The following is a 25,629-nucleotide window of genomic DNA, read 5'->3' as shown; positions in this document are numbered from 1 at the left end:
TCGGCTGGAGTTGTGCCGCCGGTTCGTGGATGGACGGCGCGCCTCACTAGCGTCGCCGCGTGGAGGACCTCGCTGGTCGGCCGCGAGGCCGAACACAGCGCCCGGCTGGTGCCGGCGCGGTACGAGCCGAACCCGAAACGCTGCATCGACGACCTGGATGTGCGGCTCGGCGACCGGGTGTTCCCGGTCGCCGACCTGGTGGCGTCGGCGTTCCGCCGGCCGCCGCGGCCGTCGGGTGGGTGACGCCGGCGCTGGTCGGGAACTGCGTCGTGGTGTACGACCGGGGCGCCGGAACGTTCGACGTCAGCGTCGTGCGGCGGGAGCCGGACGGGTACCAGACGTTGAGCTGCCGCGGCGCCGACGACCCGGACGGCGTCTCCGGGGTCAACGGCCCGGACTCCGTCGCGATCCCCTGGGATCAGCTCGACCGCATCGCGATCGTGGCGTCGGCGAACCACTCGGTCGTCGTCCACCCCCACCAGGGCGTCGAGCCGTCGGCGGAGCCCTGGTACACCTTCGCCGGTCCGGACGGAGGGATCCCGCTGGCCGACCTGGTGAGCATGGGGGTGAGCGACGAGGAGTTCGAAGCGGCGACCCGCCGCTTCGCTCCCCGTGCGGTTCCGGTCGAACGGTCAGGCCGTGGCCAGCGCCTCGACCGGAGCGGTCCGTGACGCCCGGCGGGCGGGCGGGAGCGCGGCCAGGACACCGATCACCGCGGCCCCGACCAGCACACCGGCGATCATCCGCACCGGCAGCGCGATCAGCAGATCGTCCTGGACGCCGAACGCCGCGAGCGTGCCGGCGATCCCCAGGCCGACGCCCAGTGCCGTGCCCACCACCGCCGCGAGCAGCGCCATGATCGCGCCTTCCAGCGTCAGCGTCGTGTAGAGCTGGCCCCGGGTCAGACCGAGGGCACGCAGCACCGCGATCTCCCGGCGGCGTTCCAGCACCGACAGCGTCAGCGTCACCATCACGCCGAGCACCGCGATGAACACCGCCATGCCGATCAGCAGACCACCGGCCATCAGGTAGCCGTTGATCTGCGACTCCAGATCGTCCAGCAGGCCGGCGAGGTCCTGCACCTCGACGTCGGGCAGCGCGGCGATCGAGTCGTCGATCGCGGCCCGGGCGTCGGCGGCGTCGACACCGGACTTCCCCCAGACCAGCAGGCCGGTCGGGGCGGCGGAGCCGTACCAGCGGTCGAAGTCCGACGGGTCGAACGTGAGCGGACCGAACGGCGAGCTGTACCCGCCGTCGACGACCGCCGCGACCCGTACCGCGGTGTTCCCCACCCGCACGGTGTCACCGGCGGTGACACCGCCGAGGTCCTTCGCGGCCTGCGCGGTGACGACGACCCGGCCCGGACCGAAGTCGCGCAGGTCGCCGGAGCGGGTGAACTTCGCCGGGAGGTGCGCGCGCAGTGCGTCCGGCGGGAGCGCGAGCACGCTGGTGCCGATCGTCGCGTTCTTGCCGGTGATCCGGTCGACGTCGTGGGAGCGCACCGGCACCGGCGCCTGCAGTTGCGACTTCTTCTCCAGCGCGGCCGCCAGCCCGGTGGGGAGCGAGGCCGGCGCGGGCGCCACGCTGGTGAGCGTGAAGTCGGCCGAGTAGCTCCCGGTCAGCTGCGCGTTCGCGGTCTTCTCCAGCGAGGCGAACCCGACGAGCATGACCGTGGCCAGGCCGATGCCGATCGTCAGCGCGTTCGTCACCGCCGCCGTCCGCCGCGGGTTGCGCGCGCCGTTGGCGGCGGCCAGGTGTCCGGCCGCACCGGCGATCCGCCCGGGGAACCCGACTACGCGCACCAGCGGCCCGACGACGACCGGCCCGAGCGCCAGCAGCGCGAGCATGACCAGGAACCCACCGCCGATCCCGGTCCAGCTGTCCCGCTGGTCGGCCGCGTACCAGGCCAGCGCGGACCCGGTGGCGAGCAGCAGCACCCCGGCGCCGAGCCGCACCCGGCCCACCCGGGCGTCCTCGATCAGCTCGCCCTGGTCGGACAGCGCCCGCACCGGCGCTACCCGGGTCGCCGACCAGGCCGGCAGTACGGCGGCGAGCACCGAGACCGTGACGCCGACGATCAGCGCGACCACGGCGGCGACGGGCGAGAACGTCACCCGCAGGCTGTCCGGCGCGAGCCCGGCCGACGTCAGCCCGTAGGTGGCGACCGCCGTCAGCCCCTGTCCGGCGACGTAGCCGGCCACCGCGGCGACCAGGCCCGCGACCCCCGCTTCGACGATCGTCGCGCGGAACACCTGTCCGCGGCCGGCGCCGACGCACCGCACCAGCGCCACCTCGCGCCGGCGCTGCGCCAGCACGATGCCGAACGCGTTGTAGGCCACCGCGACGGCCACCGCGACCGCGACCCACGCGAAGAGCTTCAGCCCGTCGATGATCGCGGTGATCGAGCCGCCGAGTTGCGCGGACGCCAGCTGGTCGGCGTATTCGGGGCCGGAGACGACGGTGGCCGAACCCAGCGCCGCCCGGACGGCGTCGGGAGTGACCGAGCCGGTGACGTCGAGCGCGGACCACTCGCTCACGCCCAGCAGCGACGAGTAGTCAGCCGGGAGCAGACCGGCGGCGCCCTCCTCCACCCGGCCGTCCACGGTGCCGGTGATCGTGAAGCGGTGCGCGGCGCGTTTGGTGTCCAGGACCTGGACGGTCGTCCCGGGCTTCCAGCCCCGGTCGTCGGCGAGCGACGCCGGGACGACGAGCTCGCCGGGCTTCGCCGGGAACCGGCCCGCGGTCAGCTCGTGCTCGGACAGGGCCGGGTCGACGGGAGCAACGAACGCCGACAGGATCGGTTGCCCCGGTACGCGCACGACCGTCCCGTCGGACTGCAGCAGCGTGATCGTGCCGAAGTCCGCGCGCGGCTGGACCGCGGTGACGCCCGGCAACGCGGCCACCGCCCGGACCTGCGTGCCGGTGAACGGCGTGTCCCCGGGGGTGGCGTGCGCGGCGACCGGCGCGGCCTGGGCGGCGGTTTCCCGGTAGACCGCGGCGCGGATGGCGTCGCCCAACGTGAACGACGCCGCGATGAACGCGACCGCGGCCGCGACCGCCAGCGAGACGAGCAGGAGGGATCCGAACTGGTAGCGGACCCGGGTGAGCGCGACGCGCAGCATCAGGCCGCCCGCTCTTCCAGCCGGCCGACCCGGTCGAGCACGACCTCGGGGGTCGGGTCGGTGACCTCGTCGACGATCCGGCCGTCGGCGAGGAACACGACGCGGTCGGAGTAGCTGGCCGCGCGCGGGTCGTGGGTCACCATGACCACGGTCTGGCCGAGCTCGCGGACGCTGGCCCGCAGCAGGCTCAGTACCTCGGCGCCGGAGCGCGAGTCGAGGTTGCCGGTCGGCTCGTCGGCGAACACCACCGACGGCCGGGTGATCAGCGCCCGCGCGACCGCCACCCGCTGCTGCTGCCCGCCGGAGAGCTGGTTGGGCCGGTGGTGCATCCGGTCGGCGAGGCCCAGCAGGTCGATCACCCGGTCGAGCCATTCACCGTCCGGACGACGCCCGGCCAGCCGCAGCGGCAGCAGGATGTTCTCGGCCGCGGAGAGCGTCGGCAGCAGGTTGAACGACTGGAACACGAAGCCGACCGCTTCCCGGCGCAGGCGGGTCAACCGCCCGTCGGCGAGCCCGTCGAGCTCCGCGTTGCCGATGCGCACCCGGCCCGACGACGCCTTGTCCAGCCCGGCCAGGCAGTGCAGGAGCGTCGACTTGCCGGAGCCGGACGGCCCCATGATGGCGACGAACTGCCCGTGGGGCACCGCGAGCGAGACACCGCGCAGCGCGCTGACTCTGGTGTTGCCGGTGCCGTACGTCTTCGTGAGCTCGGTCGCGGTGACCGCTGCGGTGGTGTCCATGCCCTCGACGCTACGAAGTGTGAACGCGTGAATCGTCTGGCTCTCGTCGCGTCCGGCATCGGTCGTGCGATGTACCCGACTACCGCTCGAGACCTACCAGCCCCGACTGGTACGCGAGCACCACGGCCTGCACCCGGTCCCGGACGCCGAGCTTGGTCAGCACCCGGCTGACGTGCGTTTTCACGGTTCCTTCGCTGAGGAACAGGGCCTCGGAGATCTCCAGGTTCGACAGGCCTTTCGCGAGCAGCACGAGCACCTCGCGTTCGCGGGCGGTGAGCTCGGCGAACACGTCGGCCGATTCGGCCTGCGGCCCCGGCAGGTGCGGGAGGAACCGGTCGAGGAGGCGCCGGGTCGTGGACGGGGCCACGACCGCGTCACCCTCGTGGACGGCCCGGATCGCGCTGACCAGCTCGTTCGTCGGCACGTCCTTGAGCAGGAAGCCGGCCGCCCCGGCACGCAGGCCGGCGAACGCGTACTCGTCGAGGTCGAACGTCGTCAGCAGGAGCACCCGCGGCGGCTGGGGGAGCGCGGCGATGCGCTCGGTGGCGCCGACGCCGTCCAGCCGTGGCATCCGCACGTCCATCACGACGACGTCCACACCGCCGGCCCGGACGCGCTCGACCGCGGCCTGGCCGTCCCCGGCCTCGTCGACGACCACCAGGCCGTCCTGGGCGTCGAGCACCATCCGTAGCCCGCTGCGCACCAGTTCCTGGTCGTCGACGAGCAGTACCCGGATCACCGCGCCACCTCCCTGGAGTCCCGCACGGACGGGGTGCCGCTCGCGGGCAGCCACGCCGTGACCGCGAAGCCACCGCCGGACCGGGGAGCGGCGGTGACCTCGCCACCGACCGCGGCGGCCCGTTCACGCATGCCGAGCAGGCCGAGCCCCGCCCCGTCGTCGGCGGCGGCCGCGCCCCGCCCGTCGTCGACGACCGAGACCGACAGACCGTCGGGCCGCACCTCGAGACTGACCGCGGCCGACGCGGACGGACCGCCGTGTTTCACGGTGTTGGTGAGCGCCTCCTGCACGATCCGGTAGGCCGACAGCCCGGCGCCGGCCGGCACGCCGCTCAGGTCGCCGGACACCCGCAGCGTCACCGGCAGGCCGGACTCACGGACCTGGCCGACGAGCGTCTCGAGCTGCCCGAGGTCGGGCTGGGGTGTCCGCGACGCCGCCTCCGGGCTCCGCAGCACGCCGAGCAGCCGGCGCATCTCCGCGGTGGCCTCGCGCCCGGTGCGCCCGATGGTCTCGAGCGCGACCGCGGCCCGCGCCGGGTCGGACTCGAGGACGTGCCGGGCCCCGTCCGCCTGCAGCACCACGACCGACAGGCTGTGGGCGACGACGTCGTGCAGGTCACGGGCGATGCGTCCGCGCTCTTCGACCACCGCGAGACGGGCCAGCGCGTCACGTTCCCGCTCGAGCCGCGAGGCCCGGTCGAGCGCCTCCTGCAGGTACGCGTGCCGGGCGTGCACAACCCCACCCCACAGCCACGCGGTGACGAGCGGCGCACTGCACGCCCCGACGCAGACCGCCAGCGCGACGACCTGGTTGCTCACCGAGAGATCCTGCAGCGTGTACGAGCTCCCGGTCAGGCTGAGCACCAGATACGACCACTTCACCCCACCGATGACGCCGAACACGACGCTCAGCACCCCGGCGGCCCGGGCGTGCGGCCGAGGCGCGTACGCGGCCGCTGAGTAGGCCATCACGATGCCCGCGTACAGGATCGCCGGATGCGGGAACCCGAACGTGGCCAGGCTGACCAGCCCGAGCGCGGCGGTGGCGTAGAGGGCCCCGACCTGGTGGCGGCTACGCAGCGCGACCGGCACGACGAAGACGATCGGGAAGAGCGCCTGCCACCAGTCGCCGGAGCTCGCCACCCCGGGAAACAACACGAGCGCAAGCAGCGCGACGGTCGCCGCCGCGAGCCCGTCGAACACCAACGGGTGTCCCCGGAGCCACAGATGCACGTGCCGCATGCGGCCGAGGTTACCGGTCGGCTCACTGTGTTCCCATTATCTGAGATCCATGGTCCCCCTGGTCGGGTGAGACCTCGCGACCTAAGAGCATCCGTTCGGTTGGTTTCGGAACCAAACGGACATATCCGAACAAGGAGGATTCGTTCCTGTGGTCGCACAGAATAAAAATAAATGGGTAAAAAGTAGCTACAGTGAATCGTTGAATTGTCTGGAGTTTTTCGTGGAAAATGGTGCGAACGTCCTCGTTCGGGACTCGAAAAACCCGGACGGGCATCGTCTCTCGGTTTCCCGTGGTGCCTGGCGGGAGTTCGTGGCGTTTACCCGCGCGGAGTTGGCTAGGCGCGGCTGAGGCCGTCGAGCGCGTCCTCGATCAGGCCGCCGGTCGACTGGTCCAGCGCGATATTCTCCAGCTCCCAGAACTCCTCGAGATAGCCGTGGGGCAGCCCGAGGGAGCGAATGTCCGGGTCATCCTCCCGGATCAATTTGTCTCCCTCGGGAAGTTCCAGATGAAGGATGCGAGCGTCGACCAGGTCGTCGAATTCGAGTAACGCGGACGGCCGGGTCATGAGGCGATACAGACCTGACGTCGATGGAACGATGAGAATGTTGATGCGATCGGCGGTGGACAGCTCCAAGAGATGTTCGAGTTGCCTACGCATCACCGCGGGAGTCCCGGCGACCCTGCGGATGACGGATTCGTCGAGCAGGAAGTGGATATCCGGCCGATCCTCTCCCTCGAGTATCTCCTGGCGCCGAAGGCGTAACTCAATCATTTCCTCGAGTCGGTCGTCGTCGTGGTTGCTCGCGAAGACCTGGAGGACTGCCCGGGCGTAGTCGGCGGTCTGAAGCAGACCGGGTACGACCAGCGGCTGGTAGCCGCGGATGACGGACGCCGACGATTCGTGGCCGAGGTAGTAGAAGAACTCCGCCGAGATCCGGTCCTGATAAGCACTCCACAGCGATGGTTGACGGGCGGCCCGGGCGGTCTCCAAGAGGGCGGCCAACCGGTCTCCCTCGGGCACTCCGTAGAGATTGAGTAGGCCGCGAACGTCGTTGACCGCGACGCCGACGGAGCCCGCCTCGATCCGAATGACTTTGGAGAGGGACCAGTCCATCGCGTGGGCGACGCTCCGCTGAGTCATGCTTCTGCGCTCTCGGGCCCGTCGAAGCTCGGCGCTCAGCCGGCGGCGGTGAATGACCGGATCGATGGTTCGCGGCATGATTTCCCCCGGCGGAGACCGTTGGCCAGCGGCCACCTCGCTTTTTGAAAACCGGCAATCAGCCTACATTGCTGTCGGGGTCGGAGTGGCCGGATGCCGATGAAAACCGTGGCACGTGCCTTTTGCGAATGCCAAAAGCGTTGTTTCGTTTCGCGAGGTGGCTGTTCGATGCCCTTCATCTCGCCCGATATCAAACGGGTATCGGGGGTGGCATTAGGCTTTATTGCGGGGCGCTTTTCCATGGTGGCCCACCAGGATCACGCGCCCCAATCCGGGAAGTGGGGTACGTCCGTCCGACCCGCGAACGAAGGAGTTGTTGTGGCCGTGAGACACTTCCCCCCGCGAGTGGAGCGACAGCGGGGCGGCGCGGTACCACCGCGGTGGCTACTGCTCCTGCTTGCGGTGTTGGCGGGGCTGGTGGCCGGTGAGAGCGCCGGCATCGTCATGGCCATCTGTGGGGCGAGCACACAGGGAGCCCTGTCGGCAGGCTTCGTGGCGTTCGGATCCACGCTGCTGTCCGTACTCACCAGCATCGGTTTCCTCACCGGCGGCCGTTGAGCGGCATGTCCGCGAGCCGGCGCTGCCGGGCTGCGATCGAGGGGCGGCCTGGTAGCGCCACCGGCGCGAAGCGCTGTCGGCTCAATTGCGGCGCGTGGCCTCAGACGGCGGGGCCGCCCGGGCCGGCGGTACCACCCCGGCGGCGCAGGTACTTCTCGAACTCGCGCGCGAGGTCCTCGCCCGAGGCCTGCGGCAGCGGCTCGTCGCCGTCGCGCTGTTCCAGCGTGCGGATGTACTCGGCCATGTCCGCGTCCGAGGCCGCCAGCTCGTTCACCTGCGACTCCCACGCCGCGGCGCGCTCCGCGAGCTCACCCATCGGTACGCGCATGTCGAGCACGTTCTCCAGTGTGTGGAGCAGCGCGAGGGTGGCCTTCGGGTTCGGCGCCTGGGCGACGTAGTGCGGCACCTGCGCCCAGTAGGACAGGGACGGGATCTCGGCTCGCACGCACGCGTCGTGCAGGACGCCGACGATGCCGGTGGGGCCCTCGTACTTGGTCTGCTGGACGTCGTACCGGTTGGCCATCTCCGGGTCCGACGCGCTGCCGGTGACCGGGAACTGCCGGGAGTGCGGGGTGTCGGCGAGCAGCGCCCCGAGCAGGATCACCTGCTCGACGTCGAGGGCGTGGAACAGTTCGAGGATCTCCTCGCAGAAGCCCCGCCAGCGCATGTTCGGTTCGATGCCGCGCACCAGCACCACGTCGCGCTCGGCGCCGGGGGGAGTGCAGGTGGAGACCCGCGTGGTGGGCCACTCGATGCGCCGTCCACTCGGGTCTTCCGACATCGAGACCAGCGGACGGTTGACCTGGAAGTCGTAGTAGTCGTCCGGATCGATCTCGGCTACGGGCTTGGCCTGCCACTCCAGTTCGAGGTGCTCGACCACCGCGGTCGCCGCGTCTCCCGCGTCGTTCCAGCCCTCGAACGCCGCGATGACGATGGGGGAACGCAGCACAGGTAGTCCGTCGAACTCGGTCACGCAACCACCCTACGCGGGACGCAAGTCGAAGGGGGCGGAGCGGCCGACCGCACCCGATATGCCCTGATGGCTCTGCCGGAGCCAGTCACCGTTCACGGTAAGCTTGACAACATGGTGTCCATCCTGCGGAGCACGCCGGCCACTGCCCTCACGTCCGCGCTCAACGAGCGGGTCCTCGTCTCCGATGGAGCGATGGGCACGATGCTGCAGGCCGCGGACCTGACGCTCGACGACTTCGAGGGGCTCGAGGGCTGCAACGAGGTCCTCAACGCCACCCGTCCCGACGTCGTCGCGAAGATCCACGAGGCGTACTTCGCGGCCGGCGCGGATCTGGTCGAGACCAACACGTTCGGGGGAAACTTCGCGAACTTCGCGGAGTACGACATCGTCGACCGGATCTTCGAGCTGAACGAGAAGGGCGCGCGGATCGCGCGCGAGGTCGCGGACGGCTTCGGCACGGCCGACCGGCCCCGGTTCGTGCTCGGGTCGATCGGTCCCGGAACCAAGCTGCCGACGCTCGGCCACGCGCCCTACGCCCAGCTGCGCGACGCGTTCCAGATCCAGGCCGAGGGCCTGCTCACCGGCGGCGCCGATGCGTTCATCGTCGAGACCTGTCAGGACCTGCTGCAGGCGAAGGCCGCGATCATCGGCGCGCAGCGGGCCATGGCCAAGCTGAACAAGAACATCCCGCTGATCTGCCACGTCACCGTGGAGACCACCGGCACCATGCTGCTGGGCAGCGAGATCGGCGCCGCGGTCACCGCGCTCGAGCCGCTCGGCGTCGACTACCTCGGCCTCAACTGCGCCACCGGCCCGGCCGAGATGAGCGAGCACCTGCGCTACCTCTCCCAGCACGGCCACGTCGGCCTCTCGGTGATGCCGAACGCGGGCCTGCCCGAGCTCGGCCCGAACGGCGCGGTCTACCCGCTCGGCCCGGCCGAGCTGGCCACCGCGCTCACCCGGTTCGTCACCGAGTACGGCGCGCAGCTGGTCGGCGGCTGCTGCGGCACGACGCCCGAGCACATCAGCCACGTCGCCGAGGCGGTCAAGGACCTCACGCCGGCGGTGAAGAACCCCGACCGCGAGGCGTCGGTCGCGTCGATCTACCAGTCGGTGCCGTTCCGCCAGGACGCCAGCGCGCTGATGATCGGTGAGCGCACCAACGCCAACGGCTCGAAGAAGTTCCGCGAGGCCATGCTCGACGGCCGCTGGCAGGACTGCGTCGAGATCGCCCGCGAGGCCACTCGCGACGGTTCGCACCTGATCGACCTCTGCGTCGACTACGTCGGCCGCAAGGGCGCCGACGACATGCGCGAGCTGGCCGGGCGCTTCGCCACCGCGTCGACGCTGCCGATCATGCTCGACTCCACCGAGATCGACGTGATCGAGGCCGGCCTGGAGTCGCTCGGCGGCCGCTCGATCGTCAACTCGGTCAACTTCGAGGACGGCGACGGACCGGAGTCGCGCTACGCCCGCATCATGCCGATCATCCGCGAGCACGGCGCCGCGGTCGTCGCGCTGACGATCGACGAGGAGGGCCAGGCCCGCACCGCCGAGCACAAGGTCCGCATCGCCGAGCGCCTGATCACCGACCTCACCGAGACGTGGGGGATGGCCGAGTCGGACATCGTGGTCGACACGCTGACGTTCACCATCGCCACCGGCCAGGAAGAGAGCCGCCGCGACGGCCTCGAGACGATCGAAGCGATCCGCCTGCTCAAGCAGCGGCACCCGAACGTCCAGACCACGCTGGGTCTCTCGAACATCTCGTTCGGCCTCAACCCGGCCGCCCGCCAGGTGGTCAACTCGGTGTTCCTGCACGAGTGCCGCGAGGCCGGCCTCGACTCGGCGATCGTGCACGCCAGCAAGATCCTGCCGATCAGCAAGATCCAGGAGGAGCAGCGCGAAACCGCGCTGGACCTCATCTACGACCGCCGCCGCGAGGGTTACGACCCGCTGCAGCACCTGCTCCAGCTGTTCGACGGCGTCGACGCGAAGTCCACGAGCGCCTCCCGCGCCGAGGAGCTCGCGGCGCTGCCGCTCGACGAGCGACTGCAACGGCGGATCGTCGACGGCGAGCGCAACGGCCTCGAAGCCGATCTGGACGCCGCGCTGCAGCAGAAGTCGGCGCTCGACATCATCAACGAGACGCTGCTCTCCGGCATGAAGACGGTCGGCGAGCTGTTCGGCTCCGGCCAGATGCAGCTGCCGTTCGTGCTCCAGTCGGCCGAGGTGATGAAGACCGCGGTCGCGCACCTCGAGCCGCACATGGAGCGCAACGAGGACGACGAGGGCAAGGGCACGATCGTGCTCGCCACGGTCAAGGGCGACGTCCACGACATCGGCAAGAACCTCGTCGACATCATCCTGAGCAACAACGGCTACAACGTCGTCAACATCGGCATCAAGCAGCCGGTCAACGCGATCCTCGACGCCGCGGAGGAGCACCGGGCCGACGTCATCGGCATGTCGGGCCTGCTGGTGAAGTCCACCGTGGTCATGAAGGAGAACCTGGCCGAGATGAACACGCGTGGCGTCGCCGCGCGCTGGCCGGTGATGCTCGGCGGCGCCGCGCTCACCCGCGCCTACGTCGAGAACGACCTGGCCGAGATGTACGCGGGCGACGTGCGGTACGCCCGCGACGCGTTCGAGGGCCTGCGGCTCATGGACGCCTTGATGCTGGCCAAGCGCGGCGGCGTCGCGCCGGCCGACAGCGAGGAAGAGATGCGCAAGGCCGCCGAGCGCAAGGCCCGGCACGAGCGGTCGGCCCGGATCGCGGCCGAGCGCAAGGCGAAGGCCGGTCCCGAGATCTCGGTCGACGACGAGAGCGTGAAGTCCGACGTCGCCACCGACAACCCGGTGCCGACGCCGCCGTTCTGGGGCGACCGGGTGGTCAAGGGCATTCCGCTGGCCGAGTACTCCGGTCTGCTCGACGAGCGGGCGACGTTCCTCGGCCAGTGGGGCCTGCGCGGCGCCCGCGGCGGCCAGGGTCCGTCCTACGAGGAGCTGGTGGAGACCGAGGGCCGGCCGCGGCTGCGCTACTGGCTCGACCGGCTGCTCGCCGACAAGGTGCTCGAGGCCGCCGTGGTCTACGGCTACTTCCCGGCGGTGTCGGAGGGCAACCAGCTCATCGTGCTGGAGTCGGCCGACCCGGCGTCGGCCGAGCGGGTGCGGTTCCGCTTCCCGCGGCAGGTCCGCGACCGGCGGCTCAACCTGGCCGACTTCTTCCGGTCGCGCGAGGCCGCGACCGCGGAGGGCCGCACGGACGTCGTCGCGTTCCAGGTCGTGACGATGGGCAACCGCATCGCCGAGTACGCCAACGAGCTGTTCGCCGCGAACTCCTACCGCGACTACCTCGAGGTGCACGGGCTGTCCGTGCAGCTCACCGAGGCGCTCGCGGAGTACTGGCACCAGCGGGTCCGCTCCGAGCTCGGCTTCGGCGACCAGGACCCGACGAAGGTCGAGGACTTCTTCGACCTGCAGTACCGCGGCGCCCGCTACTCGTTCGGCTACCCGGCCTGCCCCGACCTTGAGCAGCAGGAGCAGCTGTTCGAGCTGGTCAAGCCGCACCAGATCGGCGTCAAGCTGTCCGAGGAGTTCCAGCTGCACCCGGAGCAGTCCACGTCGGCGATCGTGGTGCACCACCCCGAAGCGAAATACTTCGCGGCCCGATGAGACGTCCCGACGCCGTCCTCTTCGACATGGACGGGACGCTGTTCGACAGCGAGAAGCTGTGGGACGTCGGCCTGGACGAGCTGGCGAAGCACCTCGGCGGGGAGCTGTCGCAGGCGGCGCGCACGACGATGATCGGCGCGCCGCTGGCGATGTCGATGGAGATCCTGCACGCCGACCTGGGGCGCCCGGAGCTGGACATCGCGACCAGCGGTGCCTGGCTCGAGGACCACATGCGCACGTTGTTCACGACGTCGCTCGTCTGGCGGGCCGGCGCTCAGGAACTCTTGACGGCGGTACGGGCGGCGGGGATCCCGGCGGCGCTGGTCACCGCGACCCGGCGCAACCTCGTCGAGGTCGCGCTCGACACGCTCGGGCGGGAGAACTTCGACGCGGTGGTCTGCGGGGACGAGGTCGCGCACTCGAAGCCGCACCCCGAGCCGTACCTGCGGGCGGCGTCGCTGCTGGGCGTGAACCCGGAGGACTGCGTCGCGATCGAGGACTCGGTGAACGGCACCGCGTCGGCGGAGGCGGCCGGGTGCCCGGTGCTGGTGGTGCCGAGCGAGGCGCCGGTGCCGGCCGGGCCGCGGCGCGTCCACCGGGATTCGCTGGTCGGAGTCGGCCTTCCGGAGCTCGGAGCCGTCCTCACGGCTGTTGCGTCCTGACCCACCGGCGGGTCTACAGTGCCTCCCGGGTCGGGTGAGGCCCGCAACTAACGGGGAGACGTGATGCAACCACAGGGCTACAGCGGCCAGGGCGGCCAGACACCGTTAGCGGGGTACGGCCAACCCGCTCCGCCGTACCCGGGTGCGGCCCAGCCGGGCTACCCGCAGAGCGGCCCGCCGCAGCCGGGGTACGGGCAGCCGAGCGCGCCGGACACGCCGCAGGCGGGGTACGGCCGGCCGAGCGCGCCGCCGTACCCGGGCTACCCGCCCCAGCAGGGGTACGGGCAGCCGAGCGCGCCGCCGTACCCCGGTGCGCCGCAGCCTGGGTATCCGCAGCCGGGCCACCAGTACGGAGCCCCGCAGCCCGGGCACCCGCAGCCCGGGCACCCGCAGCTCGGGCACCCGCAGCAGGGGTATCCGCAGCCCGGGCACCAGCAGCCGGGGCAGCACCAGCCCGGGTACCCGCAGCCGGGTTACCCGCAGCAGCAGAACTTCGCGGCTCCGGCCGCCGCGTCCGGTGCCGGCCTCTGGCACCGCCCCGGCACCAAGCTCGTCGTCGGCAGCGCGGTCCTGTTCGTCGTCGGGCTCGTGATCACCGTCGGCACCTTCGCGTTCGCCGACCCGGGCGGCCACTTCTTCGTCGCCACCGGCCCGATGATCTTCGGCGTGATCGGCGTCATCAAGGGCCTCATCCAGATGGCGAAGGGCTGAGCCCGGGCCTGCTTGCCCGCCTGCGTTACGGTCGATCCCGCGGCACGGTGCCGGGGTGACGCCTGCTGCTGTTGATCACGAGCGGCCGTCCGGGCGCGAGGGGTGCGCGGACGGCCGCCGTGCTCTTCCCGGCCCTCCACACGCGACGGCCGGGCGGGGAGAACTCCCCGCCCGGCCGGTACGCCGTACCCGGTCGCCCTACTCGTACGAGATGGCCGCGAGCACGTTCAGCCGGGCTGCGCGCAGCGCCGGCAGCAGCGCCGCGATCACGCCCACCAGCACCGACGCGACCAGGTAGGTACCCATCTGGCCCCAGGGGAGGGCGAACTGGCTCAGCCCCTGCGACTTGAGCGCCTGCACCACGGCCGCGCCGAGCCCGAGACCGACCACGATGCCCAGCAGGGCGCCGAACATCGAGATCACGATCGATTCCACCGTGATCATCCGGGTGGTCTGCGAGCGCCGCAGGCCGATCGCTCGCAGCAGCCCCAGCTCGCGGGTCCGCTCGACCACCGACAGCGCGAGCGTGTTGATGATGCCGAGGACCGCGATCAGGATCGCCAGGGTGAGCAGGATCTGCACGAACGTCAGGATCATGTCGTACTGACGGGTGACGTCGTTGATGAACGCGCTCTGGTTCTGCACGTTCACCTCGGGGCTGTCCACGAGCAGCGTCTTGATCGTGGCCTCGACGTCCTTCACCGAAGCGCCGTCCTCGACCTTCACGAACGCCTGCGACGGCTGGGCGATCTGGAAGTTCTTCGCCGCGTCCTCGCCGGCCATGAACGTACCCGCGGCCGGATTCTTCTCGAAGATGCCGACGATCTTGTAGTCCTCCGCGGTGCCCCGGATCTGCTGCACCGGAACCTCGTCGCCGACCGACAGCCGCTGCTCCTTCGCGGTGTCCTCGTCGACGATGAGCTCGTTCGGCCCGACCCGGTCGACCTCACCGGACTTCGCCTTCAGCCCGATCAGCCGCTGGTTCGCCGCCGGATCGCTCATCGCCATCAGGAAGGTGTTCCGGTCGTTGATCCGGGCCGGACCGACGTAGTACCCGGAGACCGCTTCGACGCCGTCGGTCTGCTCGATCTTGTCGAGCGTCGCGACGTCGAACACCGGCGGCTGGGCGCTGGTCTGCTGCCCGGAGATGATCAGCTCGGCGTTGAGCTGGTCGCCGACCAGGGACTCGATGCTCTTGCTCGCCGAGGAGACGATCGTGCTGACGCCGGTGACCAGCGCGATGCTGACCATCAGCGCACCCGCGGTGATCGCGGTCCGGCGCGGGTTGCGGGCCGAGTTGCGCCGGCCCAGCTGGCCCGGCACCGACCACGCGAAGATCCGGCCCAGCACCGCGACGATCGGCCGGCTGATGATCGGGGTCAGCAGCGCGACCCCGATGAACACCAGCAGGACGCCGGCCAGCAGTGCCCACAGGGAGCCGTTGTCGGTCAGCCCCCACGCCATCAGCGCACCGCCGACCACGAAGATGGCGCCACCGATCGACGTGATCTTGGTGAGCGGCTTGTCCGGGGTGGCAGCGTCACGCATGGCGGCGATCGGCGGGATCCGGGAGGCGCGGATCGCCGGGAACAGCGCCGCGATCAGCGTGATCCCGACGCCGACCACGAACGACCCGACGATTGCCGAGACCGGCACCGTCAGCTGCAGATCGAGCTCCGCTTTGAGGAAGGCGTTGAACACCTTGCCGAGGAGCCACCCGATCCCGATTCCGGCGAGCAGCCCCAGCACCGCCCCGAGCAGGCCGATCAACAGCGCCTCGAACAGCACCGACCGGATCACCTGCCCGCGAGCCGCCCCCATCGCCCGGAACAGCGCCAGTTCGCGGGTCCGCTGGGCGACCAGCATCGAGAACGTGTTGAGGATCAGGAAGATGCCGACGAAGAGCGCGACACCGGCGAAGCCCAGGAAGATGTAGTTGATGAACTTGAAGCCCTCCCTGATGTCCTTGGAAGTCTGCTCGTTCACCTCGTCCCGCGTCTGCACGGTGTAGCCGCTGCCGACGACGCCTTCGATCGTCTTCTTCAGTTCCTGCTGGCTGACCCCCGGGTCGGCCTGGAGCTGGACGTCGGTGAAAGCGTTCTTCTCGCCGAGCATGAGCTCCTGTGCGACCGGCAGCGTCCACGCGACGACCTGGGAACCGCCGAGCGTGTCCCGGTCACCGCTGTAGCCGAAGATGCCGACGAGCGTGAACTCCTTCTTCGGCTGCAGCGTGAGGATGCCGATCGTGTCGCCGATCTGGTAATCCATCGACTTGGCGATCGAGGCGTCGACGGCGACCTCGTTCGGCGCGGTGGGGCCACGGCCCTCACGCAGCTTGATCAGGTCGTCCTCGCCGCCCCAGCTGCTCCCGAAGCGCGGTGCGCCGGACGCCGCGACCTTGCCGTCCTTGCCGATCACCCGGGCGCCGTTGACGAACACGGACGCGCTGGCCTTCGCGACGCCGGGCGCCGCCTCGATCTTCGGTACCAGCGAGGCCGGGATCGTGGAGGTGGCGGTGTCCGAACCGCCGTTGTTGTCCAGTTTCGACTTCGCCTGCACCTGGACGTCGACGCTGTTGTTGATGCCGGCGAAGAGCGCGTCGAACGACTTCGCCAGCGACGAGGTCAGGACGAAGGAGCCCGCGACGAACATCACGCCGAGGACGACGGCGAACGCGGAGAGCGTCAGCCGCACCTTCCTCGACAGCAGGCTCTTGAGGGTCGCGCGAAACATCACGCGGCCCCGAACGTGTCCAGCGACTTCATCTTGTCGAGAACGCTCTCGCTGGTGGGCTCGAAGATCTCGTCCACGATCTGGCCGTCGGCGAGGAACACGACCCGGTCGGCGTACGAGGCCGCGTTCGGGTCGTGCGTGACCATCACGATCGTCTGGCCGAAGTCGCGGACCGAGTTCTGCAGGAACTGCAGCACCTCGGCGCCCGAGCGGGAGTCGAGGTTGCCGGTGGGCTCGTCGGCGAAGACCACGTCGGGCTTCGAGACCAGCGCCCGGGCGCACGCCACGCGCTGCTGCTGACCGCCGGAGAGCTGCGTCGGCCGGTGCTTGAGGCGGTCGCCCAGGCCGACCGTCTTGATGACCGTGGCCATCCACTCGGGGTCGGGCTTACGCTTACCGATGTTCAGCGGCAGCGTGATGTTCTCTTCGGCGGTGAGCGTCGGCAGCAGGTTGAACTGCTGGAAGATGAAGCCGACCTTCTCCCGGCGCAGCAGGGTCAGACCTTTGTCCCCGAGGGTGTCCACCCGGGTGCCGCCGATCCAGACCTCCCCGCGGGAGATCGAGTCCAGCCCGGCCAGGCAGTGCATGAGCGTCGACTTGCCGGACCCGGAGGGCCCCATGATCGCGGTGAACTTGCCCCGCTCGAACTCGGCGCTGACACCGGCGAGTGCGTTCACCCGGGTGTCCTCGGTGGTTCCGTAGACCTTCCACACGTCGACCGCCTTCGCGGCGGCGGTGCTGCCGATCGCGTCGGCTGTCGATGAGTCGGTCATCGGCGTCGTCACGGCCCTTCTCCATCCCCTGACATCGGCGCGGCCGTCAGAATTCGTCCACAGCCGCGCCACATCCCCGTGTGCTGTCGTGATGCAGCGTCCACCCCAACGTAAGGGGAGACTCAAGGCGTATTCGTCGTCGCCTGGTCTGGTCCGCTCGTACGACCTAGGGGGGACACCGACCCCGGGTGTGCTCTCAGGGTTTCCCTGAGCTGTACTCCTTCTGGGGTACTAACTGGCCGCCAGTGCTTCGGCGATCACCGGCTCGACCGTCGCCTTCGTGACACCGAGGCCGGTGAGCAGGCCGTCGCCGTTCTCGTGTTCGAGCAGCGCCAGCAGGATGTGCTCGGTGCCGACATAATTGTGACCGAGCCGCAGCGCCTCGCGGAACGTCAGCTCCAGGACTTTTTTGGCGGCGGCGTCGAACGGGATCAGCGCCGGCAGGCTCTCGGCGGGCGGCGGCAGCGTCGCGGCCGCGGCGGCGCGCAGCGCGTCCGGCGTGACCCCGGACGCGGCGATGGCCTTGGCTGCGATCGCCTCCGGCTCGGCGAGCAGCCCGAGCACGAGGTGCGCCGGTGCGATCTGCGGGCTCCCGGCCTGCCGCGTCTCCTCCTGCGCGTGGACGATGACGCTACGCGCGCGGGTCGTGAACCGGCCGAAGTTCTGGTCGGGGTCGCCGGGCACGAAGCGCTTCTGGGCGGCCTGCTTGGTGACCCCCATGCTCTTGCCGATCTCGGTCCAGGACGCGCCGGCCCGGCGGGCCTGGTCGACGAAGTGCCCGATCAGGTGGTCGGCGACCTCGCCGACGGCCTCGGCGGTGAGTACCGCGGTGGAGAGCTGCTCGAGCGGGTCGGTCTGGGCTTTCTTGATGCCGGCGATCAGCGCGTCGAGTCCGATGCCGGGCGGAAGCTGAGGTGTCGTCATGCGTCAACCCTAGGTTGACGCAGGGGCTCCGTCAACCTCAGGTTGACGACTCAGGCGCGGGGTCGGATCAGGCCGGTCTCGTACGCGAGGATCACCGCCTGCACGCGGTCGCGGATGCCCAGCTTCGTGAGGACGTGACCGACGTGGGTCTTCACGGTCGTCTCGCTGACGAACAGCTCGCGGGCGATCTCCCCGTTCGACCGGCCCCGGGCCATCAGCGTCAGCACCTCCTGCTCGCGGTCGGTGAGCACGCTCAGCGGGCTCCGCGGGTCGACGCCCGGCTCGGGCAGGCGGTCGGCGAACTGGTCGAGCAACCGCCGCAGGATGCGCGGGGTCACCACCGCCTCGCCCGCCGCCACCGTGCGGATCGCGGCGATCAGGTCCTCGGCCGGCACGTCCTTGGACAGGAAGCCGCTGGCCCCGGCGCGCAGCGCGCCCACCACGTACTCGTCCAGGTCGAACGTCGTCAGCACCAGCACCCGGGCGGGCAGCCCGGCGGCGACGATGGCCCTGGTCGCGGCCACACCGTCGAGCCGGGGCATGCGCACGTCCATCAGCACGACCGACGGCAGCAGCCGCCGGGTGAGTTCCACCGCCTCCACCCCGTCGCCGGCCTCGCCGACGACGTCGAGGTCGGGTTCGGCGCCGAGCACCATCCGGAAGCCCGTACGCAGCAGCGGCTGGTCGTCGGCCAGGAGCACCTGGATCGGTCGTGGTCGCGCCGGTTCGGTCACCGTCACCCTCTCGTCGTCAGCCTGACGCCCGGAAGGCGCCGTCCAGGGGTAACCGGGCGTAGACCCGGAACCCACCACCGGACCGAGCACCGGTCCGCAGCGTGCCACCGTAGAGGGCGACGCGCTCACGCATGCCCACCAGCCCGTGGCCCAGGTGATCGTCGCCGGGTGCCGGCCCGTGCCCGTCGTCGGTCACCGTGATGCGGACGCCGTCGACCGCGAACTCCACCGTGATCACCGCGTGGGTCGCGGCGGCGTGCTTGAGCGTGTTCGTGAGAGCCTCCTGCACCACCCGGAAGACGGTCAGGTCGAGGCCGGGATCGAGCTGGGGTGCGGCGCCGGAGACGGTGAGCTCCACGTCGAGGCCGGCCTCGCGGACCTGCTCGGCGAGCTGCTCGAGCCCCGCGACCCCCGACGCGGGCGGCGGCTCGTCGGGGGCACGCTCGTCGTCGGTGCGCAGGACGTCGACCAGGCGGCGCATCTCGCGCAGGCTGGCCCGGCCGGTGTCCTCGATCATCTTGAGCGCCTCGTCGGCGGAGTCGGGGTCGCGGCGCAGCGTCCGCCGGGCGCCGGTGGCCAACACTCCCATGACGCTGACGTGGTGGGCGACCATGTCGTGCAACTCGCGGGCGATGCGGCGGCGCTCGTCGAGGACGGCCTGGCCGGCGGCGGCCTCGCGGTTGAGTTCGGCGACCCGGGCCCGCTCCTCGAGCGCCGCGGTGTACGCCCGCCGGGTGAACACCGTCCGGCCGAGGAAGAAGCAGGCCAGCAGCGCGAGGACGCCGAACGTCACCGCGGCCCAGCGCTCCGGGTTCGGTTCCGGCCCGACCAGCCCCACCGTGCTGCCGCAGACGCCCAGCGCCGTGGTGGCGAGGACGGCCTGGCGCACCGGGGCGAGCGCCGCGCGGGTGTAGGTGACGACGAGCCCCGCGACCGTCGTGGCGGTCGCACCGTCGGCGTGCCACTCGGTGAGGAGCAGCGAGACACAGACCAGACCGACCGACGTCAGCGGGGCGACCCGGCGCAGCGCGACCGGAAGCAGCGCGAAGGCCGGCAGCAGGACGAACCAGTCCGTCCCGCGACCGGCCGTGCTCGGATCGGGCCCGATCGGACCGGCCGCCACCGCGAACAGCGCGAGGATCGCGAGCGCCAGAGCCGAGTCGACGCCGAGCGTCCGCCAGAAAGGCGGCGGCCCCGAGAGGTCGCGCTCCTCCCACGGCCCCCGCCCGAACCCACCGCCCCACCGCCGCACCTCGAGCCACCGCCGCCCGTCGAGCCACCGCCTCGCGCCGGAGGGCCTTCCTGTGCCGGAGGGGTGCCCTGCGCCGGGGGACCACTCCGTGCCGGAGGGCTGCGCCGCGCTGGGGGACCGGTCCGCACCGGAGGGCTTTCCTGGGCCGGGGGGCTTTCCTGGGCCGGAGGGCTGCCCTGCGCTGGGGGGTTTTCCTGGGCCGGAGGGCTTTCCTGCGCTGGGGGCCCGCTCCGCGCTGGAGGGCTGCCTCGCACTAGGGGGCTGGTGCGCGCTCGGGGGCCGCTCCGCGCTCGGGGGCCGCTCCGCGCTCGGGGGCCGCTCCGCGCTCGGGGGGCCGCTCCGCGCTCGGGGGCCGCTCCGCGCTCGGGGGCCGCTCCGCGCTGGGGGACCGGCCGGTGCTGAACCATCGCCACGCGCTGAACCACCGGCCCGCGCCGAGACGGGGCCGCGTGTCGATCAGGGGCAGCGGAAAGCGCACGGCGTTCATTGTCACCGATCCGAACGGCCGCCCGTGCCGCCTGCGCCGCCTGTGACGCTCAGGACGCCTGTGGTGCTCAGGACGCCTGTGGTGCCGTGATGCCCGTGCCACTTGTGACGCCTAGCACCGCCTGTCACGCCAGCGTTGTCCGCGCGATCTGTGCTGCCGCGTTGCATGTGCCGCCCGTGCCAACTGCTCCTTCTGCGCCGCCCGTGCCACGTGTGACGCCCAGACCGCCTGTGATGCCTGCGCCACTTGTGACGCCTGCGCCGCCACCGCCACCCGCGTTGTCCGTGCGAACTGCGGTGCCTGCGCCGCCCGCCGTGTCCGCCGTGTCCGCGGTGCCTGCGGTGCTTGCGGTGCCAGTGTGACCTGCGGTGCCGGTGTGACCTGCGGTGCCCGTGTGACCTGCGGTGTCTGTGCTGCCCACCGTGCCCGTGCTACTCGCGGTGCCTGCGGTGCCTGCGGTCCCTGCGGTCCCTGCGGTCCCCTGCGGTGTTCGCGGTGCCCGTGCTACTCGCGGTGCTTGCGGTGTTCGTTGTGCCTGTGGTGTTCGCGATACCTGAGCCCCTCTGGTCCGCTTGCGGTGCCTGCGTTGTCTGTGCCACCTGTGACACCAGCGCTGTTCGTGTGACCCGCGGTGCCCGCGGTGTTCGTGGTGCCTGCGCCCCAGTCCGCCTGCGCTGTCCGTGCCTCCCGTAACGCCGGCGCCACCCGCGCTGTCCGTGCGACCTGCGGTGCCTGCAGTGCCTGCGGTGCCTGCGATGCCTGTGCGCCCTGTGACACCAGCGCTGCCCGTGCCAGCTGGGCGCCTGCGCCGCCCGCGCCGCCTACACCACCATGACGCCCTAATCCTCCGAGGCCGGGTCGGTGGCCGGGGATTCGGTGAGCGGAGGCAGCTGCTCCGGAAATGGCGGCAGGGTGCCGCCGTGGGCCGGGCACAGCTCCTGGTGATCGCACCACCCGCAGAGCGGCCCCGGGCTGGGCCGGAAGTCGCGTGCGGCCGTGGCGCGGTCGATCGCGGCCCAGATCGCCTGCAGGGTGCGCTCGAAGCGGAGCAGTTCGTCGAGGTCGGGGGTGTAGTCGAGGACCTCGCGGTCGCCCAGGTAGAGCAGGCGCAGCAGCCGGGGGACGACGCCCCGGGTGCGCCAGATGACCAGCGCGTAGAACTTCAGCTGGAACATCGCCTTGCCCTCGAACGACTCGCGGGGGGCGGCGCCGGTCTTGTAGTCGACGACGCGGATCTCGCCCGTGGGGGCGACGTCGATGCGGTCGACGAAGCCACGCAGGCGCAGCCCCGACTCGGTGACCACCTCGACCAGGCGCTCCCGCTCGGCCGGTGCGAGCCGGTTGGGGTCTTCGAGCGTGAAGTAGCCGGCCAGCAGCCCGCGCGCGGACTCCAGCCAGTCGGCCAGCGCCTCCGGCGTCTCGAACAGGCCGATGAGCTCCGGCTCGGCGTCGGCCAGCCGGGCCCACTCCGGTTCGAGCAGCGCCTCGGCCGCCGCGGGGGAGCGCTCCCCGGCCGGCAGGTCGAAGAGGCGCTCGAGCACGGCGTGGACCAGCGTACCGCGGGTGGCCGCCGCGCTCGGCCGCTCCGGCAGCCGGTCGATGCTGCGGAAGCGGTAGAGCAGCGGGCAGGTCTTGAAGTCCGACGCGCGCGACGGGGACAACGAGCCGATGATCGTCAGTTCGGTGCGCCCATCCGCCGTGATGCTCATGCCGGTGAGGTTAGGACAGCCCTCCGACACTTCGCCGCACTCACCCGCGTCCTGTGGACAACCGGCGACCGACCCCTGACTAGGCTGGTCCGTCGTGACCGATGTGCTACCCGAACACGCCCGGACGGAAAGTGTGAGCGACACCACTGGAATTCATCGACCCGTCGGGGCGAACCGCCGCGGGCCGTTCGCTGCCGGTGACCGTGTGCAGCTCACCGACCCGAAGGGCCGGTTGCACACCGTGCTCCTCGAGCCCGGCCGCTCCTTCCACACCCACCGCGGGGCGCTCGCCCACGACGACCTGATCGGCCGGCCCGAGGGCATCGTCGTCACGGCCGGCTCGGGCACGCAGTACCTGGCGTTGCGTCCGCTGTTGAGCGATTTCGTGCTGTCGATGCCGCGCGGCGCGCAGGTGATCTACCCCAAGGACGCGGCGCAGATCGTCGCTATGGGCGACGTTTTCCCGGGCGCGCGGGTGCTCGAGGCCGGCGCCGGATCCGGTGCGCTCACCTGCTCGCTGCTGCGCGCGGTCGGCGAGCACGGCGCGGTGCACTCCTACGAGCGCCGCGAGGACTTCGCCGACATCGCCCGGCTCAACGTCGAGCGGTTCTTCGGCGCGCCCCACCCGGCCTGGTCGCTGACCGTCGGCGACGTGGCCGACGCGAGCGGCCTCGAGGTCGACCGGGTGATCCTCGACATGCTCTCGCCGTGGGACGTGCTGCCGACGGTGGCGCCGATGCTGGTGCCCGGCGGCGTCCTGATCGCCTACGTGGCCACCACGACGCAGCTCTCGGCGACCGTCGAAGCGCTGCGTGAACACGGTTCGTTCACCGAGCCGCGGTCCTGGGAGTCGCTGGTCCGCGACTGGCACGTCGACGGCCTGGCGGTGCGGCCCGACCATCGGATGGTGGCGCACACCGCGTTCCTGATCAGCACGCGGAAGCTCTCCGACGGCGTGGTCGCCCCGAAGCGTCAGCGCAAGCCGTCCAAGGGCGCGGAGGCCTACGCGGCCCAGAAGGCCGGCAAGCCCGACCCGTCGAAAACCGAGCTCTAGGCGTTCGGGCCGGCGACCGCGACGCCGTCGTCGGCCCGCACCACGTGGATGCAGTCGCCGGGACATTCTTTCGCGGAATCGATCACGTCCAGCCGCAGTCCGGCCGGGACCGGCACCTGCGAGCCCTTGTCGGTCCGCAACTCACCGTCATCGCCCTTGACGTAGGCGAGACCGTCGACGTCGAACTCGAAGACCTCCGGCGCGTACTGGACGCAGAGACCGTCGCCGGTACACAGGTCCTGGTCGACCCAGACCCGCAGCAGTGCACTCTCCGACAAAGCCCCTCCTCCGGGAAGAAACTCCGCCAGCCTAGGCACGGAAACCGCGTGTCGACCACACGGCCGGGCCCTCGTTGACTGTCGGTGAACACGGCGTGTCAACCCGGCGTGTAACCAAGGCGCGTGAGTGAACAGGACAAAGTTTCCCTTCTGTGACGCGGGCATCGTCTGCACGACGGCTCTGTGGGTGAGTCGGTACTGTTGATGCACCGATCACCGGGGGAGGTGGCCGCTCGTGAACACAGATCCGAACGACGCGCACGGCAACACGCGCCGGGAGGCAGAGGTCCGCGATCTCACGGCCCAGGTGGACTTCCTCCAGGAGGAAGTCCAGCTCCTGCGCCGCAAGCTCACGGAAGGGCCCCGGCACGTCCGGACCCTCGAGGATCGTCTTGCCACCGCGCAAGCAACGATCTCTCGCCTGACCGAACAGAACGACAAACTGGCCTCGACTCTCAGAGAAGCGCGCACCCAGATCGTCGCGCTGAAGGAGGAGATCGACCGGCTGGCCCAGCCGCCCAGCGGCTACGGGGTCTTCCTGGTCGCACACGACGACGGAACCGTCGACGTGTTCACCGGCGGACGCAAACTGCGTGTCGCCGTCTCCCCGTCGGTCGAGGTGGAGAGCCTCGCCCGCGGTCAGGAGGTCATGCTCAACGATGCCCTCAATGTCGTGCAGGCCCTCGGTGTCGAGCGGGCCGGTGAAATCGTCACCCTCAAGGAGATCCTCTACGACGAGGCGGGAGTGAAGGACCGCGCGCTGGTCCTCTCCCGCGCCGACGAGGAACGGGTCGTGTACCTGGCCCACACCCTCGACGACGTGCAGCTGCGGGCCGGCGACGCCCTGCTGCTGGAGCCCCGGTCGGCCTACGCCTACGAGCGCATCCCGAAGTCCGAGGTCGAAGAGCTCGTGCTGGAGGAGGTGCCCGACATCGACTACTCGTCGATCGGTGGCCTCTCCTCGCAGATCGAGCAGATCCGGGACGCCGTCGAGCTCCCGTTCCTGCACGCCGACCTGTTCCGCGAGCACGAGCTGCGGCCGCCGAAGGGCGTCCTGCTCTACGGCCCGCCCGGGTGCGGCAAGACGCTCATCGCCAAGGCGGTGGCGAACTCCCTGGCCAAGAAGGTGGCCGAGGTGCGCGGCGACACCGGCTCGGACGCCGGCAAGTCGTTCTTCCTCAACATCAAGGGTCCGGAGCTGCTCAACAAGTACGTCGGCGAGACCGAGCGGCACATCCGGCTGATCTTCCAGCGGGCGCGCGAGAAGGCGTCCGGCGGAACCCCGGTGATCGTGTTCTTCGACGAGATGGACTCGATCTTCCGTACCCGTGGTTCCGGTGTCTCGTCGGACGTGGAGAACACGATCGTTCCCCAGCTGCTGTCGGAGATCGACGGCGTCGAAGGCCTGGAGAACGTCATCGTGATCGGCGCGTCCAACCGGGAGGACATGATCGACCCGGCGATCCTGCGCCCGGGCCGGCTCGACGTGAAGATCAAGATCGAGCGTCCGGACGCCGAAGCGGCGAAGGACATCTTCAGCAAGTACATCACCGGCGGAGTGCCGATCCACGACGAGGACATCACCGCCAACGGCGGCTCGCGGCAGGCGACGCTTGACGCGATGATCCAAGGTGTTGTCGAGCGGATGTACACCGAGACCGAGGAGAACCGCTTCCTCGAGGTGACGTACGCCAACGGCGACAAGGAAGTCCTGTACTTCAAGGACTTCAACTCGGGCGCGATGATCCAGAACATCGTCGACCGGGCGAAGAAGATGGCGATCAAGGACTTCTTGACGCTGAGCCAGAAGGGTGTCCGGATGCAGCATCTGCTGGACGCCTGCGTCGACGAGTTCCGGGAGAACGAAGACCTCCCGAACACGACGAACCCCGACGACTGGGCTCGCATCTCCGGCAAGAAGGGTGAGCGGATCGTGTACATCCGTACCCTGGTGTCCGGGGGTAAGGGCAGCGAAGCGGGGCGGTCGATCGAGACCGCGAGCAATACGGGACAGTATCTCTGACCCGGCTATGACGGGCCGCCG

22 protein-coding genes are annotated in these 25,629 nt (G+C 70.6%); 9 read left to right on the top strand and 13 right to left on the bottom strand.

Annotated elements, in window-relative coordinates:
* Nucleotides 1-12: 12 nt before the first annotated feature.
* On the top strand, nucleotides 13-243 hold the full coding sequence (locus CRYAR_RS27405) for a hypothetical protein (protein WP_035856266.1): 231 nt from the start codon (nucleotides 13-15) through the stop codon (nucleotides 241-243).
* Complete coding sequence (locus CRYAR_RS27400) at nucleotides 240-671, top strand: hypothetical protein (protein ID WP_035856264.1); 432 nt, start codon at nucleotides 240-242, stop codon at nucleotides 669-671. Before CRYAR_RS27405 ends, CRYAR_RS27400 begins: the two co-directional genes overlap by 4 nt.
* On the opposite strand, the gene CRYAR_RS27395 is transcribed toward CRYAR_RS27400, so the two are convergent.
* The 4 genes from CRYAR_RS27395 to CRYAR_RS27380 all read right to left on the bottom strand — a co-directional run bounded on the left by CRYAR_RS27395 (nucleotide 633) and on the right by CRYAR_RS27380 (nucleotide 5,842).
* Entirely contained in the window at nucleotides 633-3,122 is a 2,490-nt protein-coding gene (locus CRYAR_RS27395) for an FtsX-like permease family protein (protein ID WP_035856262.1), read from the bottom strand. The two genes, CRYAR_RS27400 and CRYAR_RS27395, sit on opposite strands and share 39 nt — an antisense overlap.
* Nucleotides 3,122-3,862 (bottom strand): ABC transporter ATP-binding protein, encoded by a 741-nt coding sequence (locus CRYAR_RS27390; RefSeq protein WP_035856261.1) that lies wholly within the window; start codon nucleotides 3,860-3,862, stop codon nucleotides 3,122-3,124. Before CRYAR_RS27390 ends, CRYAR_RS27395 begins: the two co-directional genes overlap by 1 nt.
* Before the next feature lie 79 nt (nucleotides 3,863-3,941).
* A complete protein-coding gene (locus tag CRYAR_RS27385) occupies nucleotides 3,942-4,601 on the bottom strand; it encodes a response regulator (protein WP_035866768.1) in 660 nt (219 codons plus the stop codon).
* Complete coding sequence (locus tag CRYAR_RS27380; protein WP_051571017.1) at nucleotides 4,598-5,842, bottom strand: sensor histidine kinase; 1,245 nt, start codon at nucleotides 5,840-5,842, stop codon at nucleotides 4,598-4,600. Before CRYAR_RS27380 ends, CRYAR_RS27385 begins: the two co-directional genes overlap by 4 nt.
* A gap of 148 nt (nucleotides 5,843-5,990) precedes the next feature.
* Between CRYAR_RS27380 and CRYAR_RS50935 the strand changes: the two genes are divergently transcribed.
* Nucleotides 5,991-6,191 (top strand): DUF397 domain-containing protein, encoded by a 201-nt coding sequence (locus CRYAR_RS50935; RefSeq protein WP_157018103.1) that lies wholly within the window; start codon nucleotides 5,991-5,993, stop codon nucleotides 6,189-6,191.
* Here CRYAR_RS50935 and CRYAR_RS27375 read toward each other — a convergent pair.
* Entirely contained in the window at nucleotides 6,178-7,062 is an 885-nt protein-coding gene (locus tag CRYAR_RS27375) for a DUF5753 domain-containing protein (protein WP_035856259.1), read from the bottom strand. The two genes, CRYAR_RS50935 and CRYAR_RS27375, sit on opposite strands and share 14 nt — an antisense overlap.
* A gap of 324 nt (nucleotides 7,063-7,386) precedes the next feature.
* Here CRYAR_RS27375 and CRYAR_RS47570 point away from each other — a divergent pair, with 324 nt between their 5' ends.
* Nucleotides 7,387-7,620, top strand: coding sequence for a hypothetical protein (locus CRYAR_RS47570; protein ID WP_157018101.1), 234 nt, complete (start codon nucleotides 7,387-7,389; stop codon nucleotides 7,618-7,620).
* A gap of 100 nt (nucleotides 7,621-7,720) precedes the next feature.
* On the opposite strand, the gene CRYAR_RS27370 is transcribed toward CRYAR_RS47570, so the two are convergent.
* Entirely contained in the window at nucleotides 7,721-8,593 is an 873-nt protein-coding gene (locus CRYAR_RS27370; protein ID WP_035856257.1) for a PAC2 family protein, read from the bottom strand.
* 111 nt (nucleotides 8,594-8,704) lie between these two features.
* On the opposite strand from CRYAR_RS27370, the gene metH reads away from it, so the two are divergent.
* The 3 genes from metH to CRYAR_RS27355 all read left to right on the top strand — a co-directional run bounded on the left by metH (nucleotide 8,705) and on the right by CRYAR_RS27355 (nucleotide 13,641).
* Nucleotides 8,705-12,268, top strand: a complete 3,564-nt coding sequence (gene metH, locus CRYAR_RS27365; protein WP_035856255.1) for a methionine synthase — start codon at nucleotides 8,705-8,707, stop codon at nucleotides 12,266-12,268.
* Complete coding sequence (locus CRYAR_RS27360; RefSeq protein WP_035856253.1) at nucleotides 12,265-12,930, top strand: HAD family hydrolase; 666 nt, start codon at nucleotides 12,265-12,267, stop codon at nucleotides 12,928-12,930. The genes metH and CRYAR_RS27360 overlap by 4 nt, the downstream gene beginning before the upstream one ends.
* Before the next feature lie 63 nt (nucleotides 12,931-12,993).
* Nucleotides 12,994-13,641, top strand: coding sequence for a hypothetical protein (locus CRYAR_RS27355; protein WP_035856251.1), 648 nt, complete (start codon nucleotides 12,994-12,996; stop codon nucleotides 13,639-13,641).
* A 198-nt stretch (nucleotides 13,642-13,839) separates the two neighbouring features.
* Here CRYAR_RS27355 and CRYAR_RS27350 read toward each other — a convergent pair whose 3' ends face one another.
* The 6 genes from CRYAR_RS27350 to CRYAR_RS27325 form a co-directional block, all read right to left on the bottom strand.
* The gene (locus CRYAR_RS27350; protein WP_035866754.1) at nucleotides 13,840-16,374 is read right to left on the bottom strand and encodes an ABC transporter permease; all 2,535 of its coding nucleotides are present in this window, start codon (nucleotides 16,372-16,374) and stop codon (nucleotides 13,840-13,842) included.
* Nucleotides 16,374-17,147 (bottom strand): ATP-binding cassette domain-containing protein, encoded by a 774-nt coding sequence (locus tag CRYAR_RS27345; RefSeq protein ID WP_035866746.1) that lies wholly within the window; start codon nucleotides 17,145-17,147, stop codon nucleotides 16,374-16,376. The genes CRYAR_RS27350 and CRYAR_RS27345 overlap by 1 nt, the downstream gene beginning before the upstream one ends.
* A 231-nt stretch (nucleotides 17,148-17,378) precedes the next feature.
* Nucleotides 17,379-18,071 carry a Clp protease N-terminal domain-containing protein gene (locus tag CRYAR_RS27340; protein ID WP_035856249.1) on the bottom strand — a complete coding sequence of 231 codons (693 nt, stop codon included), beginning with the start codon at nucleotides 18,069-18,071 and terminating at the stop codon, nucleotides 17,379-17,381.
* Between the two features lie 50 nt (nucleotides 18,072-18,121).
* Nucleotides 18,122-18,805 carry a response regulator gene (locus tag CRYAR_RS27335; protein WP_035866734.1) on the bottom strand — a complete coding sequence of 228 codons (684 nt, stop codon included), beginning with the start codon at nucleotides 18,803-18,805 and terminating at the stop codon, nucleotides 18,122-18,124.
* 16 nt (nucleotides 18,806-18,821) lie between these two features.
* Nucleotides 18,822-20,057 (bottom strand): sensor histidine kinase, encoded by a 1,236-nt coding sequence (locus tag CRYAR_RS43725; protein ID WP_157018099.1) that lies wholly within the window; start codon nucleotides 20,055-20,057, stop codon nucleotides 18,822-18,824.
* A 1,326-nt stretch (nucleotides 20,058-21,383) separates the two neighbouring features.
* Nucleotides 21,384-22,253 carry a RecB family exonuclease gene (locus CRYAR_RS27325; RefSeq protein ID WP_035856248.1) on the bottom strand — a complete coding sequence of 290 codons (870 nt, stop codon included), beginning with the start codon at nucleotides 22,251-22,253 and terminating at the stop codon, nucleotides 21,384-21,386.
* Between the two features lie 133 nt (nucleotides 22,254-22,386).
* Here CRYAR_RS27325 and CRYAR_RS27320 point away from each other — a divergent pair, with 133 nt between their 5' ends.
* Nucleotides 22,387-23,307 (top strand): tRNA (adenine-N1)-methyltransferase, encoded by a 921-nt coding sequence (locus CRYAR_RS27320; protein ID WP_084701000.1) that lies wholly within the window; start codon nucleotides 22,387-22,389, stop codon nucleotides 23,305-23,307.
* Here CRYAR_RS27320 and CRYAR_RS27315 read toward each other — a convergent pair.
* A complete protein-coding gene (locus CRYAR_RS27315; RefSeq protein WP_035856247.1) occupies nucleotides 23,304-23,585 on the bottom strand; it encodes a ferredoxin in 282 nt (93 codons plus the stop codon). The two genes, CRYAR_RS27320 and CRYAR_RS27315, sit on opposite strands and share 4 nt — an antisense overlap.
* Before the next feature lie 235 nt (nucleotides 23,586-23,820).
* Here CRYAR_RS27315 and arc point away from each other — a divergent pair, with 235 nt between their 5' ends.
* A complete protein-coding gene (gene arc / locus CRYAR_RS27310; RefSeq protein WP_035856245.1) occupies nucleotides 23,821-25,608 on the top strand; it encodes a proteasome ATPase in 1,788 nt (595 codons plus the stop codon).
* Nucleotides 25,609-25,629: the final 21 nt, after the last annotated feature.

Source organism: Cryptosporangium arvum DSM 44712, from assembly GCF_000585375.1.
GTDB lineage: Bacteria > Actinomycetota > Actinomycetes > Mycobacteriales > Cryptosporangiaceae > Cryptosporangium > Cryptosporangium arvum.
This window is presented reverse-complemented; position numbering and strand designations above follow the sequence as displayed.

Bases quoted from the DNA above. Each gene is read 5' to 3' on its own strand.
- CRYAR_RS27395 (WP_035856262.1), bottom strand. From the start codon at position 3,122: ATGCTGCGCGTCGCGCTCACCCGGGTCCGCTACCAGTTCGGATCCCTC.
- CRYAR_RS27390 (WP_035856261.1), bottom strand. From the start codon at position 3,862: ATGGACACCACCGCAGCGGTCACCGCGACCGAGCTCACGAAGACGTAC.
- CRYAR_RS27380 (WP_051571017.1), bottom strand. From the start codon at position 5,842: ATGCGGCACGTGCATCTGTGGCTCCGGGGACACCCGTTGGTGTTCGAC.
- CRYAR_RS27375 (WP_035856259.1), bottom strand. From the start codon at position 7,062: ATGCCGCGAACCATCGATCCGGTCATTCACCGCCGCCGGCTGAGCGCC.
- metH (WP_035856255.1), top strand. From the start codon at position 8,705: ATGGTGTCCATCCTGCGGAGCACGCCGGCCACTGCCCTCACGTCCGCG.
- CRYAR_RS27360 (WP_035856253.1), top strand. From the start codon at position 12,265: ATGAGACGTCCCGACGCCGTCCTCTTCGACATGGACGGGACGCTGTTC.
- CRYAR_RS27355 (WP_035856251.1), top strand. From the start codon at position 12,994: ATGCAACCACAGGGCTACAGCGGCCAGGGCGGCCAGACACCGTTAGCG.
- CRYAR_RS27350 (WP_035866754.1), bottom strand. From the start codon at position 16,374: ATGTTTCGCGCGACCCTCAAGAGCCTGCTGTCGAGGAAGGTGCGGCTG.
- CRYAR_RS27345 (WP_035866746.1), bottom strand. From the start codon at position 17,147: ATGACCGACTCATCGACAGCCGACGCGATCGGCAGCACCGCCGCCGCG.
- CRYAR_RS27340 (WP_035856249.1), bottom strand. From the start codon at position 18,071: ATGACGACACCTCAGCTTCCGCCCGGCATCGGACTCGACGCGCTGATC.
- CRYAR_RS27325 (WP_035856248.1), bottom strand. From the start codon at position 22,253: ATGAGCATCACGGCGGATGGGCGCACCGAACTGACGATCATCGGCTCG.